The organism is Algibacter sp. L1A34, assembly GCF_009796805.1.
GTDB lineage: Bacteria > Bacteroidota > Bacteroidia > Flavobacteriales > Flavobacteriaceae > Algibacter.
In genome coordinates this window covers 877,263-897,884 of record NZ_CP047029.1, presented here as the reverse complement: position 1 = coordinate 897,884, position 20,622 = coordinate 877,263, and the positions used below count along the sequence as shown (strand labels likewise).

At 33.6% G+C, this 20,622-nt stretch carries 16 protein-coding genes; 10 read left to right on the top strand and 6 right to left on the bottom strand.

Annotated elements, in window-relative coordinates:
* Positions 1–5: 5 nt before the first annotated feature.
* Genes GQR97_RS03930 through hemA form a run of 3 tightly spaced genes read right to left on the bottom strand, consistent with a single transcriptional unit; the run spans position 6 to position 4,642 of the window.
* Entirely contained in the window at positions 6–1,757 is a 1,752-nt protein-coding gene (locus tag GQR97_RS03930; RefSeq protein WP_158845585.1) for a TrkH family potassium uptake protein, read from the bottom strand.
* Positions 1,758–1,812: 55 nt separating this feature from the next.
* Positions 1,813–3,387, bottom strand: a complete 1,575-nt coding sequence (gene hemC / locus GQR97_RS03925) for a hydroxymethylbilane synthase (RefSeq protein WP_158845583.1) — start codon at positions 3,385–3,387, stop codon at positions 1,813–1,815.
* Positions 3,380–4,642 carry a glutamyl-tRNA reductase gene (gene hemA, locus GQR97_RS03920; protein WP_158845580.1) on the bottom strand — a complete coding sequence of 421 codons (1,263 nt, stop codon included), beginning with the start codon at positions 4,640–4,642 and terminating at the stop codon, positions 3,380–3,382. Before hemA ends, hemC begins: the two co-directional genes overlap by 8 nt.
* Positions 4,643–4,824: 182 nt before the next feature.
* Here hemA and GQR97_RS03915 point away from each other — a divergent pair, with 182 nt between their 5' ends.
* Genes GQR97_RS03915 through GQR97_RS03895 form a run of 6 tightly spaced genes read left to right on the top strand, consistent with a single transcriptional unit; the run spans position 4,825 to position 9,608 of the window.
* On the top strand, positions 4,825–5,733 hold the full coding sequence (locus GQR97_RS03915; RefSeq protein WP_158845578.1) for a helix-turn-helix transcriptional regulator: 909 nt from the start codon (positions 4,825–4,827) through the stop codon (positions 5,731–5,733).
* Between the two features lie 53 nt (positions 5,734–5,786).
* Positions 5,787–5,942 carry a hypothetical protein gene (locus tag GQR97_RS19655; protein ID WP_199269907.1) on the top strand — a complete coding sequence of 52 codons (156 nt, stop codon included), beginning with the start codon at positions 5,787–5,789 and terminating at the stop codon, positions 5,940–5,942.
* 8 nt (positions 5,943–5,950) lie between these two features.
* Positions 5,951–6,655: a ThuA domain-containing protein gene (locus tag GQR97_RS03910; protein WP_158845575.1), complete on the top strand. Its 705-nt coding sequence runs from the start codon at positions 5,951–5,953 to the stop codon at positions 6,653–6,655.
* A gap of 5 nt (positions 6,656–6,660) precedes the next feature.
* On the top strand, positions 6,661–7,692 hold the full coding sequence (hemH, locus tag GQR97_RS03905) for a ferrochelatase (protein WP_158845572.1): 1,032 nt from the start codon (positions 6,661–6,663) through the stop codon (positions 7,690–7,692).
* A gap of 2 nt (positions 7,693–7,694) precedes the next feature.
* Positions 7,695–9,047 (top strand): MATE family efflux transporter, encoded by a 1,353-nt coding sequence (locus GQR97_RS03900; RefSeq protein ID WP_158845569.1) that lies wholly within the window; start codon positions 7,695–7,697, stop codon positions 9,045–9,047.
* A 12-nt stretch (positions 9,048–9,059) separates the two neighbouring features.
* Positions 9,060–9,608, top strand: a complete 549-nt coding sequence (locus GQR97_RS03895) for a CopD family protein (protein WP_158845566.1) — start codon at positions 9,060–9,062, stop codon at positions 9,606–9,608.
* Between the two features lie 54 nt (positions 9,609–9,662).
* Here GQR97_RS03895 and GQR97_RS03890 read toward each other — a convergent pair whose 3' ends face one another.
* The gene (locus GQR97_RS03890) at positions 9,663–10,490 is read right to left on the bottom strand and encodes a universal stress protein (RefSeq protein ID WP_158845564.1); all 828 of its coding nucleotides are present in this window, start codon (positions 10,488–10,490) and stop codon (positions 9,663–9,665) included.
* A 214-nt stretch (positions 10,491–10,704) separates the two neighbouring features.
* Between GQR97_RS03890 and rimP the strand changes: the two genes are divergently transcribed.
* The 4 genes from rimP (at position 10,705) to GQR97_RS03870 (ending at position 16,167) form a co-directional block, all read left to right on the top strand.
* Positions 10,705–11,166, top strand: coding sequence for a ribosome assembly cofactor RimP (gene rimP / locus GQR97_RS03885; RefSeq protein WP_158845561.1), 462 nt, complete (start codon positions 10,705–10,707; stop codon positions 11,164–11,166).
* A gap of 13 nt (positions 11,167–11,179) precedes the next feature.
* Positions 11,180–12,412, top strand: a complete 1,233-nt coding sequence (gene nusA, locus GQR97_RS03880) for a transcription termination factor NusA (RefSeq protein ID WP_158845559.1) — start codon at positions 11,180–11,182, stop codon at positions 12,410–12,412.
* A gap of 100 nt (positions 12,413–12,512) precedes the next feature.
* The gene (infB, locus tag GQR97_RS03875) at positions 12,513–15,368 is read left to right on the top strand and encodes a translation initiation factor IF-2 (RefSeq protein ID WP_158845557.1); all 2,856 of its coding nucleotides are present in this window, start codon (positions 12,513–12,515) and stop codon (positions 15,366–15,368) included.
* A 109-nt stretch (positions 15,369–15,477) separates the two neighbouring features.
* Positions 15,478–16,167: an aspartate/glutamate racemase family protein gene (locus tag GQR97_RS03870; protein ID WP_158845554.1), complete on the top strand. Its 690-nt coding sequence runs from the start codon at positions 15,478–15,480 to the stop codon at positions 16,165–16,167.
* Between the two features lie 5 nt (positions 16,168–16,172).
* Here the strand turns inward: GQR97_RS03870 and GQR97_RS03865 are convergent, their stop codons facing one another.
* Both GQR97_RS03865 and GQR97_RS03860 read right to left on the bottom strand, forming a co-directional pair.
* The gene (locus tag GQR97_RS03865; protein WP_158845552.1) at positions 16,173–17,072 is read right to left on the bottom strand and encodes a metallophosphoesterase; all 900 of its coding nucleotides are present in this window, start codon (positions 17,070–17,072) and stop codon (positions 16,173–16,175) included.
* Positions 17,073–17,156: 84 nt separating this feature from the next.
* The gene (locus tag GQR97_RS03860; protein ID WP_158845549.1) at positions 17,157–20,603 is read right to left on the bottom strand and encodes a hypothetical protein; all 3,447 of its coding nucleotides are present in this window, start codon (positions 20,601–20,603) and stop codon (positions 17,157–17,159) included.
* Between the last annotated feature and the right edge of the window lie 19 nt (positions 20,604–20,622).

Genomic DNA, 20,622 nt, shown 5'->3' with positions numbered 1-20,622 from the left:
AACATTTAGTTGATCAAAATATTTTCTTTTGGATACTCATAAAATTGATGATTGATTTGGCGCATTAAACCAATCATTAAATTGAGCATTCCTATTCTACCAATAAACATGACTAAAATTATAACATATTTGCTAGGCTCTGTTAAACTAGGTGTGAAATTTAAACTCAAGCCAACTGTACTATATGCCGAAAAACACTCAAAAGTTATACTTAATAATGACGTATGTTTAGGTTCGAAAATTAAAAGCGCCATAATAGAAAAACCTATAACTATTAGAGAAAGAGATAAAATAGCAAAGGCTCTTGATGTTGACTCTGCCGAGATTCGTTTTCCGAAAATTTCAATACGACTTTTTCCTCTTGCCGTAGCATAAATATTTAATGTTGCTAATGCAAAGGTACTCGTTTTTATACCACCACCAGTTGATGCTGGTGAAGCACCAATCCACATTAATAATATTATAAATAATAAGGAAGGCATAGTCATTTCACTATAATTAATCACGTTAAATCCTGCAGTTCTAGGGCTAACCGAATTAAATGCTGAATTTGTTAACTTACCAACAATGGTAGTGTGTTCCAACATGGTGTTGTTGTATTCTGATATAAAGAAAAACACCCATCCTACAAATAGTAAAATAGATGTGGTATAAATTACTATTTTAGTATTTAAAGTAATTATTGGTACACGTTTATGGACAGCATCTCTTTCGAAAATTTCTAAAAAATAAATTCTTATTTTTTTATAGAAATTAAAAATGATGTTGTGTCCCAAACCTCCAAAAATAATAAGCATCATAATGATCCACTGAAAACCGTAATTGAAACGAATACTTTTTTCAAATAATCCAGATGGTAAAATTGAAAACCCTGCATTACAAAATGCCGAAATAGCATGAAAAGCTGAGAAAAATAATTTGTCTTTAATTACCGTGTTATCATGTACAGATAAATAAATAAATGCTGCTCCTATAAGTTCTAAAGTAAGCGTAAATGCAACCACATTTAAAGCTGCTCTAAACACATCTCTCAATCCTTCTTGTGCAATAAAATCTTTAGTATTTAAACCTTCCTTAAATGAGGAGCTTCCTCTGAAGAAAAACGCGAAAAAGGAGGTGAAAGTTAATATTCCTAATCCTCCTAGTTGAATTAAAACTAAAATAATAGATTGACCAACTAACGTAAAATCGTGACTAGTATCTAAAACGGCTAAGCCCGTAACACAAACGGCGCTTGTAGCTGTAAAAAGAGCATTTGTAAAGCTAATACCTTCTATAGTAGCACTTGGTAGCATAAGTAAAAAAGCACCTAGAATGGCCATAATAAAAAAGCTGCCTACAAAAACGATGGCTGGATTAAAATAGACTTCATAAATATAACGTACCAATACAAGTAACCTTATTAGGAAGTATAAAATAAGGCCGAGTTCGAGTATGGGTTTTATTTTTTGTAGAACAAAATGGTAGTCGTTATGCATATGCGTTAGCGAGACCACCATAGAGGTTATCAATAAAATTGAGATAATTAAAATGTTAACTTGAGCTACGCGTTTGTTGTTTTTATACTTGTAAATAAAAAGTTTTACAGTATTAAATACTAGTAATAAAACCGATAATGCTATTAAACCAAAAACATGTGGTGATGTATAATTATCGGCATGATCGTAGCCTAAATCGAAGACAATAAAAAATAATACGATTATATCGAAAAACCGATACACGTAATTTAATAATGATTGTTTTTTTAATTTAGGCATTTTAAATCTAATGATTTATAACGAAAACCTGTTTTAAAATAAAAGCTAGATGGTACTAAATATAATACTCATTTATTAACTCTATAACGCTTTCTACCGTTGGTACTTTTGCTACACGAACATCTTCAAAATGTTTTCTAGCTTCTGCTGCCGTAGTTTCACCAATACAAAAAGCAATAACTTGTTTTTTGTTTTTCTGAGTAAAACTTTCAACTGTAGAAGGGCTATAAAACATAACAGCTTCTACAGAGTCGTTAACTCTTACGCCATCATATTTAGTTTGGTAAGCTTCAATTTCGGTAACTTTGATATTGTTTTCACTTAAAATAGTTGGCAAAGCATCTAATCTAATATCGCTACAAAAGTAAGTTACTTCTGCACCGGTCATATATTCTACCAAATAATCGGCTAATTTTTTAGCATTATTTTCCGAGTGAGTAACTTTTCCTATTCTATTTTCAACTAAACGCTTGGTTCTACGGCCAACACAATAAATGTTTTTAAACTGTAGCTCTAGAGCAGAATAGTTTGTGGTTAGCGATTCTACAGCATTTTTGCTTGTAATTATCACGTTTTCAATTTCGTTTTTTAAGAATCTAGGATGAATACGGTTTAAACTAATTTTAACCACATCGGTACTTTCATATTTCACCTTTTCATGAAACAACAAACGTTGATCTTCTGTTAGCGATTTTGTAGAATACACATTAGTTTTTCTATCAGAATTTTTAATGTCATCCATTAACCGTTTTCCGCCACGTTCAATAATAAAATCGGCGCAATATTGAGCAACATCATGGTGCTCTCCTAGTTTTTTAACACGAGATACATCAATACGTTTTGTTCCATCTGGACTTAATAAAACACCGGTAAAGGTGATTTCTTCGTCTTTTATTACGGCTAAAGCACCAATAGGAGCTGTACAACCGCCTTCTAATTTATTTAGAAATTCACGTTCTATTGTAGTACAAATTTCGGTTTCTTCATGATTTAACTCGGCGCAAATGCTTCTTACTAATTCATCTTCTTCTAAAGCTGTAACCATAATAGTTCCTTGCGCTGGTGCAGGAATCATCCAGTCTAAATTAATGGCTTCTTCCGGTCTAACACCAATTCTTCCAATACCGGCGGCAGCAAAAATAGCACCGTTCCATTCGCTGTCTTCAAGTTTTTGTAGGCGCGAATTAACGTTGCCTCTTAAATCTGTAATGGTGTGTGTCGGGAAACGGTTTAACCATTGTGCACGTCGGCGTAAACTTCCGGTTGCAATTACGGCATCTTTCGATCCTAAAAACTCTTCGTTGTCGTTAAAAACAAGAGTGTCTTTTGGATTACCACGTTTTATAACTGCTGCTTGCACAATACCTTTTGGTAAAACCGTTGGTACATCTTTTAAGGAATGTACAGCAATATCGATATCGTTGTTAAGCATTGCAATATCCAACGTCCGGGTAAAAATACCTGTAATACCTAATTCGTAAAGCGGTTTGTCTAAAACTAAATCGCCTGTGGATTTTATTGGTACTATCTGGGTTTTATGACCTAATTGCTCGAGTTGACTTTGTACTATTTTGGCTTGCCATAGCGCTAATTCGCTATCACGAGTACCAATTTTTATGATTTTAGACATTTTTTGTAGAAGGTTCTAATTGGAACACTTTTTTAATAAGTTCAAGACTGTCGTCTGTAGAAACGTCATCATCTTTTAAATGATGCGCAAAATGATTAGTTATTTTCTGAATAATGTTACTGCTGATAATTTCGGCTTGCGATTCGTTAAAATCGGACATTTTTTTACGTTGTGTATCTAATTCCGCCGTTGCAAAATCGTTCAGTTTATGTTTTAAAGCTTTAATAGTTGGCGCGAATTTTCGAGTTTCTAACCAATTATTAAACTCTGTTTTTACTTCTTCTATTATCGCTTCCGCAGAAGGAATATGTTCTTTTCGAGCTTCGAGCGTTTGGTCGGTAATTTGAGATAAATGATCTAAATGCACCAATTTAACACCTTCTAATTCCAAAACATTTTCATCTACATTCTTCGGAATCGATAAATCTAAAATTAAAAGTGGTCGGTTATTTTGTATTATATGTTTATCAATTGTTGGGCGTTGTGCTCCAGTGGCAACAATTAAAATATCCGAATCGGTAATTTCTTCTTGTAAATTAGAGTAATCTTTAACTACTAAATTAAATTTCCCGGCAATTTGCTCCGCTTTTGTTTTAGTTCTGTTTATTAAGGTAATATGCTCATTTTTGGTGTGTTTCACCAAGTTTTCGCAAGTGTTTCTACCAATTTTACCTGTTCCGAAGAGTAAAATATTTTTATTGCTAATATCTTCAACAGCATTAAAAATATAGCGAACCGAAGCAAATGATACAGATGTGGCACCCGATGAAATTTCGGTTTCGGTTTTAATACGCTTACTCGCTTGAATTACTGCATTTATTAATCGTTCTGAGAACGGGTTAAGTAACCCGTGTTTTCTTGAAAGTTTAGCACTAATTTTTAACTGACTTATAATTTCAAAATCGCCAAGAATTTGACTATCCAAACCAGAGCCTACACGAAACATGTGAGATATGGCGTCTTTATTCTTATAAATGTAAGCAACCTCTTGAAACTCTTCAACAGTACCGCGTGTGTTATCACAAAGTAATTTTATAAGTTGAAAAGGGTGTTGGGCAAAGCCGTAAATTTCGGTTCTGTTGCAGGTAGAAGTTACTACCAAGCTTTCTATTTTACTATCTTTAGCTTGATTTAAAAGTGAAAGTTTACCATCTTCGCTTAGACTAAAATGTCCTCGAATATCGGCATCGGCTTTTTTGTAACTTAAACCAATGGCGTAAAAGTAACTGCTTTTCGAAACGTTATATTGCTGCATGCGTTGATTAAAATTGTGTGGCAAAAATATACGGATGGCGGGTTAAAAAGTAACGCTCAAAGAACTTTTAGTGTCGTTTGTGGTTTTTTAGCGTTGTTTTTGCTGAATATGTGATAAATATCATATTTTTGTAGTGAAATCAATTGATTTGAAGGAGTTAATTTAGAACCAATCTAAATAAGATGAATAAGAATAACATTGAAAACAATCAAAAAAGTAACGCTCAAAGTTCGTTTTTAGAAACGGAAGTGGATGAGGGTTTTTTTGTTTTAATGTATAAGAATGATAAAAGTGAAGTGCAAAACATTGTAAAAGAAATATATAGCGATTTCATTCAATTTCATTTTTGTGTTAAAGGTTCTAGTCAATTTATATTTAATGAAGGCCGCTATACGTTGAATATACTTGAAGAAAACTCGTTGCTTTTGTATAACCCACAGCGCGATTTGCCAATTAATCTAAAAATTGAACCCAATTCTTGGATGGTTTCTATATTAATTTCAATTAAAAAATTTCATGGTTTGTTTTCTCAAGAAGCTGGTTATATTACTTTTTTAAGCGATGATAATAAAGATAAAAAATATTATAAAGACGGTGTAATTTCGCCATCTATGGCTATAGTTTTAAATCAGTTAATAAATTATAACTTAAATCAATCTATAAAAAACTTATATTTTAAAGGAAAGGCTTATGAACTTTTAAGTTTGTATTTTAATAGAAGTGAAGATGCCGATGTTGAACAATGTCCGTTTTTAGTTGATGAAACAAATGTTATAAAAATAAGAAAGGCTAAAGATATTGTAATTTCAAGAATAGCAGAGCCGCCAAGTTTACAGGAACTTGCTGATGAAATTGGATTAAATATTAAAAAATTAAAAGAAGGCTTTAAACAAATTTATGGCGATTCAGTTTTCAGTTTTTTATTCGACTATAAAATGGAAGTAGCTCGAAAATTACTAGAGGCAGGAAATGATAATGTGAACGAAGTTGGACTTAAAGTAGGTTACAGTACTTCTAGTCATTTTATTGCGGCATTTAAAAAGAAATATGGCACGACTCCTAAAAAGTATGTGATGTCCTTAACCAATTAAAAACACGGAAGTAGTACAACTTATGTTTTCCTTCTGATAAAAAAACAAAAAAAATGAAATATTTATCTCCAGAAATAGCGGCGTTAGCCAAATATGAAAGCACTAAGTCTTTAGCTAGAACAAGTACCTCTTGTGGTATTTTTCAAGATTGCGAGTATACAGAAGATCGTCCTAAATTATATCACCAACAACTAACCAAAAATAAATAAGAGCAAACATGAAAGCAATTTTAATTGTAGTATTGGTGTTTTTTACTCTAGCTTGTAACGCTACAGATCACGTTTTAGTTTTTCCAAAAACAGAAGGGTTTAGGCATAAATCTATTGAAACAGGAGTGAAAGCTATTGAGGTTTTAGGTGCTGATAATAATTTTAAAGTTACGCATAGTGAGGATTCTAAGGTTTTCCTAAGTAAAAAATTAAAGAAATACGATTTAATTATTTTTTTAAGCACTACAGGAGATATTTTAAATTCTGAAGAAGAAGCGGCTTTTAAAAAGTATATTAATAATGGTGGCAGTTTTTTAGGAATACATGCCGCTACAGATACCGAGTTTGAGTGGGAATGGTACGGGAAACTTGTTGGGGCTTATTTTGTAAGTCACCCAAAGCAAGCGCAAGCCTCTATTGAGGTAAAAGATAAAAATCACGAAGCCACCAAGCATTTGCCAAGTCCATGGAGTCATTATGATGAGTGGTATAATTTTAAAAGTATAAGTAGCGATATCCATGTGCTTTTAACACTTGATGAATCGAGTTATACAGGTGGTGAAAATGGAGAATTTCACCCTATTGCATGGTGTCAAGAATTTGATGGTGGTAGAATGTTTTACACAGGGCTAGGGCATACTGTAGAATCATATTCAAATCCAGAATTTAGAGCGCATCTTTTAGGTGGAATCTTATATTGTTTAGATAAATAAAATAAATGAAAAAAGGTATATTACTTGTCAATCTTGGTTCACCGGAAAGTCCTGAGCCAAAAGATGTAAAAAAATATTTAGGTGAGTTTTTAATGGACGAACGCGTAATCGATCTTCCGTATATTGCTAGAGCCGCCTTAGTTAAGGGGATTATATTAAAAACGCGCCCAAAAGCATCTGCAGCGGCGTATAAAAAGATATGGTGGAAAGAGGGCTCTCCGCTTATTGTAATTTCAGAAAGGCTTCAAAATAAAATTCAAAAAGAAGTTGAGTATCCTGTTGCGCTTGCTATGCGTTATGGTAGTATGACTATTAAAAAGGGGCTTCAAGAATTAGTAGATAAAGGTGTAGAGGAGGTTTTACTTTTTCCTCTTTATCCTCAATTTGCTATGGCAACCACTGAAACAATAACGGTTTTAGCTGAAGAATTACGTCAGGAGTATTTTCCTGATTTAAAAATTGAATCTGTTCCTGCTTTTTATAATAAACCAGATTATATAGAAGTGCTTGCAAATTCAATTAAAAACCATTTAAAAGATAAGAATTATGATCACGTATTGTTTTCTTATCATGGTGTTCCAGAACGACATATTAGAAAAAGTGATGTTACAAAATCGCATTGCAAAATTGATAAAAGTTGTTGTGTTACCCCAAGTAAAGCTCACGAGTATTGCTATAAACACCAGTGTTTAGAGGTAACTCGATTGGTTGGTGAAAAACTTGGTTTTAAGGAAGATATGTTTTCAACATCTTTTCAATCTCGTTTAGGTTTCGATCCATGGTTACAACCTTATACAGATAGAACTATTGAGCGTTTGGGTAAAAAAGGAGTGCAGAATATGGCGATTATAACACCTGCATTTGTTAGTGATTGTCTAGAGACTCTTGAAGAAATAGCAATGGAAGGTCAAGAAATTTTTCATGAAATGGGTGGTAAGGATTTCACAACGGTACCTTGTTTAAACGACGATGATGAGTTTGTAGAATTGCTTTCAAAATGGATAAATACTTGGGGAGCTGGTAAAACTAATGACTGATAATGGCTAAGGTATCTTCGGAAGATTTAGGATCGCAACCTATTGGTAAATTACTTATTAAGCAGGCTGTTCCGGCATCTATTGGTGTATTAGTAATGTCTCTTAATGTTTTGGTCGATACAGTTTTTGTAGGTCAATGGATTGGGGCAATTGCTATTGCTGCTATAAATATTGTGTTACCGGTTTCTTTTTTTATTGCGGCTTTGGGAATGAGTATTGGTATTGGAGGCGCCTCGATTATTTCTCGAGCACTTGGTGCTTCAAATTACGAAAAAGCTCTAAAAACTTTTGGAAACCAAATAACACTTGTTTTATTGTTAACGGTTTCTATTGTTGCACTCGGGTTGTTTTTTGTTGACGATATCATTTTGTTGTTTGGAGGTAAAGGTGCTATTTTTGAACCTGCTAAGATATATTATAAAATAGTATTGTATGGTGTTCCTCTTTTGGCGTTTTCTATGCTTGGAAACAATGTAATACGGGCGGAAGGTAAGCCTAAGTTTGCGATGTACTCCATGATGATTCCGTCGGTAGCGAATTTGCTGTTAGATTATATTTTTATTAATGTTTTAGATTATGGAATGGCTGGCGCTGCATGGGCAACCACTATTTCTTATGGTTTTTCATTTACATTTATTCTTTGGTTTTTCATTTCTAAAAATTCAGAATTAAAAATAAATATAAAAGACTTTGGTTTGCATTTTCCTATTGTAAAAGAGATAGGTTCTTTGGGTTTTGTAACCCTTGCTAGGCAGGCCGTGGTAAGTGTTACTTACTTGTTTATGAATAATATTTTATTCGATTTAGGTGGAGAAACCTCGGTTACATCATATGCTATAGTTGGTAGAATGCTTATGTTTGCTTTGTTCCCTGTCTTGGGTGTTACCCAAGGGTTTTTGCCGATTGCGGGATTTAATTATGGTGCAAAAAATTACGATAGAGTAAGAGAGAGTCTTAATATTGCTATAAAATATGCGGCTATTTTGGCAACTCTAATATTTATTGTTCTCATGCTTTTCCCGGAGGCTATCACCAAAGTGTTTACCACAAATATAGCGGTTATAGAGCAAACTCCATCCGCTATGCGTTGGGTTTTTGCTGCAACACCAGTAATCGCGCTGCAGCTTATTGGAGCGGCTTATTTTCAGGCTATTGGTAAGGCAACGCCTGCTTTGTTGCTTACTTTGTCACGTCAAGGGTTTTTCTTTATACCGCTTATATTTATATTGCCAAAATTTTATGGCGAACTAGGTGTATGGATGTCATTTCCTGTTTCCGATGTGCTTTCCACAATAGTAACAGCGTATTTTTTAAATCGCGAAATCCGAAAAAATTTAATAGTAAAAACCGTATAAATCAATAGCAGTATGGAGTATTATAATTATATAAAATCGTTTCATCTTATATTTGTTGTTACTTGGTTTGCAGGCCTATTTTATATTCCTAGGTTATTTGTTTATCAAATTGAGGCCTATCATAAACCATCGCCAGATAAAGAGATTTTGGGTAAACAACTAAAAATTATGGCAAAGCGCTTGTGGTATATTATTACTTGGCCGTCGGCAATTTTGTGTACTATTTTTGCTGTTTGGCTCTTGGTTTTACAACCGTTTTGGTTGGAGCAACCTTGGATGCATGTAAAACTTACTTTTGTGGTGCTTCTTATTATTTATCATTTAAAAACGCATCAATATTTTAAGCAGTTGCAGAATGATGTGGTTAAAAAAACATCTAGTTTTATGCGTATTTGGAATGAAGGTGCAACTTTTATTCTTTTTGCTGTTGTGTTTTTAGTGATTTTAAAAAGCGCCATTAACTGGGTTTGGGGTGTAGTAGGAATTCTTGTTCTAGGGGTTTTAATCATGTTAGGATTCAAAGTTTATAAAAATATAAGAAGTAAAAATCCTGACGCATAATAAATATTGTCTGTACCTAATTCTTATTTTAACCCAGATAACCCTAGTTTTTTGTTAATCAATCTTAAAAGTGATAACAGGGCGTTTAGCATGATTTACTAAATCTTCACTTATGCTGCCGTTAAAAAAGTGCGAAATTCCTTGTCGACCATGCGTACTCATTCCAATTAAATCAGCTGAGATAGATTGCGAGAAATTCATGATGCCATTTTCAATACTTATATCATTGTAAATATTAATACTCTGTTTCGGGAATTCAAAGTTGCTAGCAAAAGCATGCATACAAGCCTTGGCTTCTCCTGTGGTTCTAAATTTGTTTGGAGTATTAACCATTAATAAATGCATGTTTGCATTAAAAATTTTAGCAAAACGAAGCGATTGCTCGTAACTTGGTTTGCTTTCTTCCTTAAAATCGGAAGCAAAAACAAAATCTTTGACGTTGAAATATTTGTGCTCGTTTTTAATTACTAAAACAGGGGTTTCTGATGTTCTTACTACCTTTTCAGTATTACTTCCAATAAGCATTTCTTTTAGTCCGCTTACGCCATTAGATCCCATGATTATTAAATCAATATCGTGTTTTTTACTAACATGAAAAATTCCTTTAAAAATTTCTTGAAAATCAACAGTTTCATGTACTGTAATATCTTTTAAATAGTCTTGGGTTTTTAATTCTTCGAATTTTTTATGTGCTAACTTCATGAAAAATAAAGCTTCAGGAAAATCGCTATGAGACGTTAAAGCATCAACTTGATCGATTGGTAATTCAATAATGTGCAGTAAATAAATTTCGCAATCGTAAGTTTTAGCTAGTTGTGCTGCTACTTTTAAGGCATTCTCGGCTTGGTCGGAAAAGTCTGTGGGTACAAGAATTTTTTTCATAGAATCGTTAGGTGTTTAGTGGTTGAGTAAGGCATTATCTGCATTACAGATATAAAGCTTAAAAATACACTTATTTGTTTGTAACATAAGCTATGGCGTATCTAAATTTATGAAAAATTCCTTTAAGAATCAATAATATTTTATATATTTGCACCGTTGAAAGGCGAATTAAGAAAATGAGGGGACGGAAAGTCCCCTCTTTTTATACTAGAAAATGTTTAAAACTACCGTAGAAAATTTACTCGAAGAGGCATTAACAGAGCGACAAGATTTATTTCTTATCAGCTTAACTATTAGTGCAGAAAGTCATATAAACATTGTTATCGATGGTGATAACGGCGTTTTAGTTGAGGACTGTATTTTTATTAGCAGATTTGTTGAGAATGATTTGGATAGGGAGGAACATGATTATTCTATAGAAGTGATGTCGGCAGGAGCAACAGCTTCGTTTACACATCAACGCCAGTATATAAAAAATATTGATAGAACGCTAAATGTGCGTACAAAAACGGAAGAAGTAGAAGGTGTTTTAACAGCCGCTACCGAAAACGATATACTACTAGAGTGGAAAACTAGAGAACCTAAGCCCGTTGGTAAAGGGAAAGTAACGGTAAAGAAGCAAGCGAATATAGCTTACGACGATATTGTAGAAGCAAAAGTTGTGATAAAATTTTAAATCGAAACCAGTTATGGAAAATATTGCGTTAATTGATTCTTTTTCAGAATTCAAAGACGATAAGCTTATTGACAGAGTAACGTTAATGGCTATTTTAGAAGATGTTTTTAGAAGTGCCTTAAAACGAAAGTTTGGGGATGATGATAATTTTGATATTATTGTGAATCCAGATAAAGGTGATTTAGAAATTTGGAGAAATAGAGTTGTTGTTGCTGATGGTGAGGTTGAAGAAGAAAATCAAGAGATTTCGTTAACGGAAGCTCGCAAAATTGAACCAGATTTTGAAGTAGGTGAAGATGTATCGGAAGAAGTAAAACTTATCGATTTAGGTCGTCGTGCTATCTTAGCATTACGCCAAAACTTGATTTCTAAAATACATGAACACGATAATACTATTGTCTTTAAACATTTTAAAGATTTAGTAGGTGAGATATATACAGCAGAGGTACACCATATTCGTCATAGAGCGGTTATTTTGTTGGATGATGAAGGAAACGAAATTGTACTTCCAAAAGACAAACAAATTCCTTCGGATTTCTTTAGAAAAGGAGATAATGTTCGTGGAGTGATTGATAGTGTAGAGCTTAAAGGAGCTAAACCAACTATTATCATGTCTAGAAGTTCCCCTATATTTTTAGAGAAATTATTCGAACAAGAAATTCCAGAAGTTTTTGATGGTTTAATTACTATTAAAAAAGTAGTAAGAATTCCAGGCGAAAAAGCAAAAGTAGCTGTAGATTCGTATGATGATAGAATTGATCCAGTAGGAGCTTGTGTAGGTATGAAAGGATCTCGTATTCACGGTATTGTTCGTGAATTAGGAAATGAAAATATTGATGTAATAAACTATACTAGTAACTTACCATTATTTGTTACTAGAGCATTAAGCCCAGCACGTGTAACTTCGGTTAAATTAAACGAAGAAACAAAACGTGCAGAGGTTATCTTAAAACCAGAAGAAGTAAGTAAGGCTATTGGTAGAGGCGGTCATAACATCCGTTTAGCTGGTCAACTTACAGGTTATGAGATCGATGTGTTTAGAGAAGGCGCAGAGGAAGATGTAGAATTACGTGAATTCAAAGATGAAATTGAATCATGGATTATTGATGAATTTAGTAAAGCTGGATTAGACACTGCTAAAAGTATTTTAGAACAAGAGGTGAAAGATTTAGTTAAAAGAACGGACTTAGAGGAAGAGACCATTAACGACGTTATTAGGATTTTAAGAGAAGAATTCGAAGAATAATATCAATTTCATAAAAATTACAAGAAATTATCGTTAGATGTTTCTTAATTTTATGATAGAATTGGTATAATATATATATTTGAGTATTTTAAAGGCAATTATGGCTGAAACAATTAGATTAAATAAAGTATTACGCGAGCTTAACATCTCTCTAGATCGTGCCGTAGAATTTTTAGATTCTAAAGGTGTCGAAATAGAGAAGCGTCCGACTACGAAAATATCAAAGGAAACATATAAATTTCTTTCCGATGAGTTTCAAACAGACGCTAGTAAAAAAGTGGCATCTTTAGAGGTTAGTGAAGCAAAACTAAAAGAGAAAGAAGTGTTACGTGAGCAACGCGAGCGTGAACTTGAAGAAAAGCAAAAAGCAGCTGCCAAAAGAGAGGAGATTATTAAAGCGACTAAAACACTTAACCCACCTAAACAGGTTGGTAAAATTGATTTAGACGGTAAAAAAGAAACTCCAAAACCAACAATCGAGGAGAAACCAAAAGTGGTTGAGCCTAAAGTTGAAAAACAAGAGGTTGTTAAAGAAGTTACTAAAGAACAGGTAAAAGAAGTTGTTAAGGAAGAAGCAGTTGTTCCTAAAACAGAAAAGCCTGTAGAAGTAACTAAAAAGGAACCTGTTAAAGTTGAAGAAGCTAAGCCAAAAGTTGAAGAGAAACCAGCGGCAAAGGTTATTGAAAAACCTAAAGCGGAAGAAAAACAAATTGCAACAGAAAAGATAGAGAAGCAAGAAACCATTATTGTTGATGGTGAAATTGTTACTCCTGAAGAAAAGGTAAAAACACAATATCAAAAACTTACAGGTCCTAAAATAGCAGGTGATAAAATTGATTTATCTCAATTTAATAAACCTAAAAAGAAACCTGTAGAAAGGAAACCAGCGGCAGGTGCAGCGGCAAATAAGAAAAAGCGTCGTCGTATTAGTAAAGCTGGAGCTCCTGGAGATAATAGACCAAGTACTGCTAGACCAGCTAGACCAGGTGGGAATGACCGCTTTAAAGGTAAGCCAGGTGTTGGACGTCGTAGTATTGTTAAAGAGGAACCTAGTGAGGAAGATGTTAAAAAACAAGTGCGTGAAACACTTGAAAAACTTCAAGGTAAATCTAGCAAAGGTAGAGGTGCTAAGAACAGAAGAGATAAAAGAGATAAACATAGAGAACAGACTGAAATTGATCAGCAAATAGAAGCAGCTGAAAGCAAAATCATTAAGGTTACCGAGTTTGTTACGGCAAGCGAAATGGCAACTATGATGGATGTTGGTGTAACACAAATTATTTCGGCATGTATGTCGTTAGGAATGATGGTTACAATGAACCAACGTTTGGATGCTGAAACTTTATCTATTGTTGCAGATGAGTTTGGTTATCAAGTAGAATTTGTAACTGCGGATATTGAAGAATCAATTGAAGAAGTTATAGATAAACCAGAAGATTTAAAACCTCGTGCACCAATTGTTACGGTAATGGGTCACGTAGATCACGGTAAAACATCTCTTCTAGATTATATTCGTCAAGAAAATGTAATTGCTGGCGAGTCTGGTGGAATTACACAGCATATAGGTGCTTATGGCGTTGAATTAGAGAACGGACAAAAAATAGCCTTCTTAGATACACCAGGTCACGAGGCCTTTACAGCCATGCGTGCACGTGGAGCTCAAGTTACCGATATTGCTATTATTGTAGCAGCTGCCGATGATGATATTATGCCGCAAACTAAAGAAGCTATTTCGCATGCACAAGCTGCGGGAGTGCCAATTGTATTTGCCATTAATAAAATAGATAAGCCAGATGCTAATCCTGAAAAGATTAAAGATGGTTTAGCACAAATGAATCTTTTAGTTGAAGATTGGGGTGGTAAAATTCAATCACACGATATCTCTGCTAAAGTAGGTACAGGTGTTAAAGAATTATTAGAAAAAGTATTGCTAGAAGCTGAATTATTAGAGCTTAAAGCAAATCCAGATAAACCAGCTGTTGGTACTGTAGTCGAAGCCTTTTTAGATAAAGGTCGTGGTTATGTATCAACTATATTAGTACAAGCCGGAACACTTCGCGTTGGAGATTATGTTTTAGCAGGTAGAAATAGTGGTAAAGTAAAAGCTATGCATGATGAACGTGGAAATAATGTTCTTGCAGCAGGACCTTCAACTCCAGTTTCTATCTTAGGTTTAGATGGTGCACCACAAGCAGGTGATAAATTCAATGTATTTGAAGACGAACGTGAAGCGAAACAAATCGCCTCTAAACGTGCTCAATTACAACGTGAGCAATCCGTTAGAACGCAACGTCATATTACGTTAGATGAAATTGGTCGTCGTATAGCACTTGGTGATTTCCAAGAATTAAATATTATCCTTAAAGGTGATGTGGATGGTTCTGTGGAAGCGTTAACCGATTCGTTCCAAAAACTTTCTACTGAAGAAATTCAAGTTAATATTCTTCATAAAGGAGTTGGAGCTATTACCGAAAGTGATGTATTGTTAGCTTCGGCTTCCGATGCCATTATTGTTGGATTTAATGTACGTCCGGTTGGAAATGCTAGAACAATTGCTGATAAAGAAGAAATCGATATCCGTACATATTCTATTATCTACGATGCTATCAATGATCTTAAAGATGCTATGGAAGGTATGTTATCTCCAGAGTTGAAAGAAGAGATTTTAGGTACAGCAGAAATTAGAGAAATGTTTAAAGTATCTAAAATTGGTACTATTGCAGGTTGTATGGTAACTAATGGTAAAATAACGCGTAATGCAGGTATTCGTTTAATACGTGATGGTGTAGTTGTTTATACAGGTGAATTAACTTCGTTAAAACGATTTAAAGATGATGCTAAAGAAGTAACTAAAGGTTACGACTGTGGTTTACAAATTAAAAATTACAACGATATTAAGGAAGGTGATGTAATTGAAGCATTCCATGAAGTAGAGGTTAAGAAAAAGTTGAAGTAATTCAAAATTAACTTTATAAATTATCAAAAAGCCAGAACGTAAGTTCTGGCTTTTTTTGTTTTGTAGGTTGAAGTAATTGCGCTACTTTTAATTCAAATAAAAATAACTTATGAAAACCATCGGCTTAATTGGAGGCATCACGCCAGAATCTACAGTTCTATACTATCGAATATTAAACGATTTAGCGCAATCTACTTATGGTGAGTCGCATTCAGCAAAAGTTATTATAAATTCTGTTGATTTTGGGGAAATAGCAAAACTTCAAAAAGAAAATCGTTGGGATTTATTAGATAATCTAATGTGCGATGCTGCCGTAAGTTTAGAAAAGGCAGGGGCGACTTGTGTTTTAATTTGCGCCAACACCATGCATTTAACCATTGAGGCAGTTAAGAAAGGTGTCAGTGTTCCTGTAATACATATCGCCGAAGCTACTTCAAAAGAAATTATAACCAAAAGCTTAAAAAAAGTAGCTCTTCTAGGAACAAAATACACCATGGAAAAAACGTTTTATACAGATGTTTTAAAATCTTTTGGTATAGAAACTATAATTCCTGAGTTAGATGATAGAAATGAAGTTCATAGAATTATTTATGATGAATTGTCTAAAGGAAAATTAACTTCAGAGTCAAAAGCTATTTACCTTAAGATCATTCAGAAATTAATAAAAAGTGGAGCAGAAGGAATTATTTTGGGTTGTACTGAAATTCCATTACTCATAGAGCAAAATGATGTTGAAGTTCCTGTTTTTGATACCACAACTATTCATGCTAAAGCCGCTTTTGAATTAGCAGTGAAGTAAAATTTTTATGTTGTTTTATAATCTATAAGTTTTCTTGGGCCTTCTAAAACATTTCTAACAATCTGTAAAGTGCCATCGTCTTTTGTAGAAATCCCCCATTTTATTAGTGAGATTTCTCCATTTTCAATTTCAATCCCCGTTATACTTCTAGGGTGCACACAACTACCATCATTAAAAAAAGCAATATCTCCAGGCTCTGGAAATCGTGGTCTGTGCGTATGGCCAACAACCGTTATTAAATTGTTGTTTTCTGCAATCCAAGTTTTTGTTCGCCGCTCTACTTTTATAAGCTCCGTGTAGTTTTTAGCAGGGCTTGTTGGATCTGCAATACCCATTACATTTAAAGGTTTCCATAGTATGCGTACCAAAAAACGACTCCATTTCCAAAATAAAAAGTTCCACCAATCAGCTTGATGGCCATGGGTTAAAAATACTTCTTGATTTGTAGAACAATGCTTTAATATAATGCCTTCGTGATATTTTATATCTTTAAATAACTCGACATCTTCACCAGTTTTGGCATCGAAATAAGTTGATAAATGCTTTTCAACATAACTTGGGTTTCTGTAAACCATATCGTGGTTTCCCCAAATCATATGTAATTTATGCTCTGTATGAAATTGTTTCATAAGCATATATACATTTTTGTGTGCATTTAAAATAGATTCGAACGATAGGTTTTCCCAAAGTTCGTCGCCATCTCCGATTTCAAAATATTCAAAACCTTCATCAAAATAATGCTTTAATGCATGGAAATAAATGTTTCTATTATTTGCAAAATCATCTGCAAAACTATTATCACCGCGATGGCAATCACTAAAAAGTATAAATTTGCTATCGTCATCAAATTCGACCACTTTGGCATTATTATAAGCATTATCTAATCTTTTTTTAGCTGAAAACATAAAGTAAATGTAAACAAAAAGCGTTTCAATTTGAAACGCTTTTTAATGATTTTAAAAAAATGGTATTGTAAAATGTATCTAAATTTAATTTCGATACAGCGGATCTGCTCCGATAGTACCTACCAATTCTTTTAAATAATCTTCAGATATTACGTTACTGTAATGTTCTTTAGCAGCATGTAAGCGATCTTCTATATTCATTTCAGAAACAAGAATCTCGTTATTTGGATTTTTTATAAAATCTTGCAAATATGTAATTTGAGCATCATAAAAAGAAATATCCTTTTGTTGTTTTAATTCTAGTCGCTCTTTATACCAATCGCTATTTAATACGTAGTCTCTATCAAAATATTTACGTAATTCTGGATCGCTAATATTTTTACCTTCGTAATTGCCATAAGCCATAATGTGTAATAATATTTTTAACGGCGGTACGGCAGATGTTATACTTCCGTCTTCAAAATAACTTAAAGCTACTTTTTGTTGAGCTTCAACAATATTATTAATGCCATCTACATAATCTTCTAAACCTTGTAATTCTGGTTTTAACATTTTCTCGTTAAAAACAGCCGTTGGCTCGTCAAATAAACGGTTTAAACATCTTAAAGAAAATGTTTTAGTTATTCTGTAACCTAAGCGGCTGGCCAAAATAGTTTTTCCATTGTGTTCAAAATCTTCCAGTTTTTCTAAAGCTCCATGTTCAATTAATTTTTTAGGATCTCTATCCTCTGGAGTTAAACGTGCCCAAATTTCTGGGATTAGTAAGCTAATATCGTGGTCTACTTTATTGTCGCCACCAACATAACCCGCAGCAGTACTAAAAGCATCGGATTCTGTTAGTATGTGTGATAGCAGAGCATTATTTAAATCTGTTGTTGGAGTAAGCATATTGAATGGACTTTTTGTTAAAGCACCTTCAGATCCGGCTCCAGTTGTTGATGGGGATTTACCTGTTAAGCTACAAATAAAATCCATAAATAATTCTGGCGTTTCTTGATAGTGTATTGGGTTGTAAACAGCTAATGGACGGATACCAGCTTTTCTGTCCGCAGGATTATTTCTACGACCTGGTAGCACAGCGTTTACAACTTGTATTACAGGATCATTTGTTGGTATTTTTCGGAATAATCGAATTCCAATTTCACCTAAATAGCTTTCTTTAGTTTCTTCAGTATTTACATTACGTTCAAGATAACGCGGGTTTTTTGTTGGTTCGCCATTTACGATTCTAGTATGCGATGGTAATGCGAAATATTCTTCCTCGTTTGGACTTTCAATAACGCTTAAAATCAAATCTTTTACTGGTTGTGTGTACTTGTCAAAATTAATGGTGTCCTCATAAATTTCAATAGCATCTTTCTTTTTCAGTAATTCATAATTGGTTAAATAGGTGTTTGGAGAAACAATATCTCTTTCAGCATTTTTATCATAACCTCTTATAATGGCTTCATCGGGTCTTTGGAATAGATAAGATTCGCAATTTGCCACAACTTTCAAACTTTTGTTTTGAAATTTTGGGCTCAGGTGTTTAAATCTTTCACGCGGAATTGTTATTGAAGCGGAAATGTCATCTTCAGTCTGAATTTTTATACTTGCAGAAAAATCTGAACGTAATTTGTTTAATAACCAATTGCCGTTTTCATTGAAACCAATACGAACATAACTACCCACAACTGCGGTGTTATTATAGAGTAATCCTGTTCCTTTTTTACCGTTAATAAATTCTACAGACATGCAATCTTTCCAACTTAAATTTTCGAAATCTTGACGGTATAATCGTTTTACAAATAAAACTAAAGATCGGATATGTACAGGTATATTTGCTACAAATTCGTTGTATTCATCGGTGCATTTATCGGAAGGTGTTAGTAGTTTTACGGCAGAACCTAATGTTCTTCCTTTACTTAAAAAAGTTCTAGATGGCTTTAGCGAAGGATCATAATCTTTCCAACGTTTGGCGTAATTGTATTCTATTATTTCATCTGCTTTTTTGAAATCCTCGTCAATATCTCTTATGTTAAATGTGCTGTATGTAATTGCATTTAACATGGATTTTGAAATCTCAGATTTTCCACCACCAGAAACGGTACAAGGTTTATGGCAAAATATGCCTTCTGCCATGGTGTTCACTATACGCCATAATGGGATAGCTGGATGTTTTTCTAATGTAAATTTATTACCTGTTGGGTGTACATATTTCTTTTTTGGTGATAATTTAAGCTTTTGCTCTTTTCCGTTATGCGTCCAAGTAATACTATTAGTATTTGTATTTATAAAAGATGCTTCCGGAATATAAATAATATCTGGATATTTTTTATCGATAGCATAGTTTTCTGGTTGTACATCAATTCTATCACCTAATAAGCTTTTAACATCTTCAAAAGAGAAATTATCGCCGTGTTTTCCTGAAAATGCAACACCATCAACAATAGTACCCATAACACCTCTTGGATATGCAATAGCACCACCAGAGTGTTCTTCTTCTACTAGTCCAAATAAATTAGCAGAATAACTTATTTGAGTTTTAATTTCTTTTTTAGAATACCCGTAATAGTTATCAGCAATAATAGTTACAACAACACCTCTGTCATTTCTACAAGTAATTTTAAAAGCACCACCTTCATTATATAATTCATCTGCATTTTTCCAGCACATGCCTTCTTTTTTCTGACGCTCTGTGGCATCATCAAAATGAGGTAATCCTACATCTTTCTTTTTTAAAGTTCTTAATTGAGGAGCCAAAATGATACATCCAGTATGTCCGGTCCAGTGTTCTGTATCTAATCCGGCATCGTTTTGAGCTAAATTAGGATCGCCGGCATTACCGAAAATAGATTCAACAAAGTCTAAATTACTTACTAGGCTTCCTGGAGCAAAAAAGCGAACTTCTAGAGATTTTTTTGAAATTATTAAAGGTACTTCAGGGCAAACCATTGGGCGTAATAACATAGAGACTATGGTTTTTGCCTGTTGTTTTTGATTTGCTGTAAATGGCAATGTTTTTAATTCATCTGAAGGATTAAAAGCTGAGTTTAAAAAGTGAGCGAACGCAATTTTTGGAACTTCCTTTTTATCTAAAGGAACAGGTAAATTACCTTCCACGATATGAAACGTGCCTTTTGTTGTTCTTTTATCATGTAGCGGATTGTTCAAAATCCCTTGTTTAATTCTATGAGACGTTACATTATCACTTTTAAATGAATTCCCGTTAGGAGGCAAGCTCACTTCTCTAGCATGTCCTTTTTTAGATAAAACTAAAGTATCGTTAGGCAGTATATACGGTTTATCAATAGAAACATCGCTTAAATAATCGTTTAAAAAATTTTGAATTCTTGTATCGACAGGGGAATGATGATTCGCTAAAAGTCTTGATTTTTCACGGATACTCTTTATTAAACCACTGGTTAATTCTTCAAATTTTGGGTCGCAAAATTTTTCTAAACTATCTTCTAAATCTCTGTAAATAGGTTGACCTAATGAGGCTAATTGGAGGTTAATAAATTGAACGATGTCTTTTCTTGATTCTTCCATAATGCTGTTTTAAGCTTTT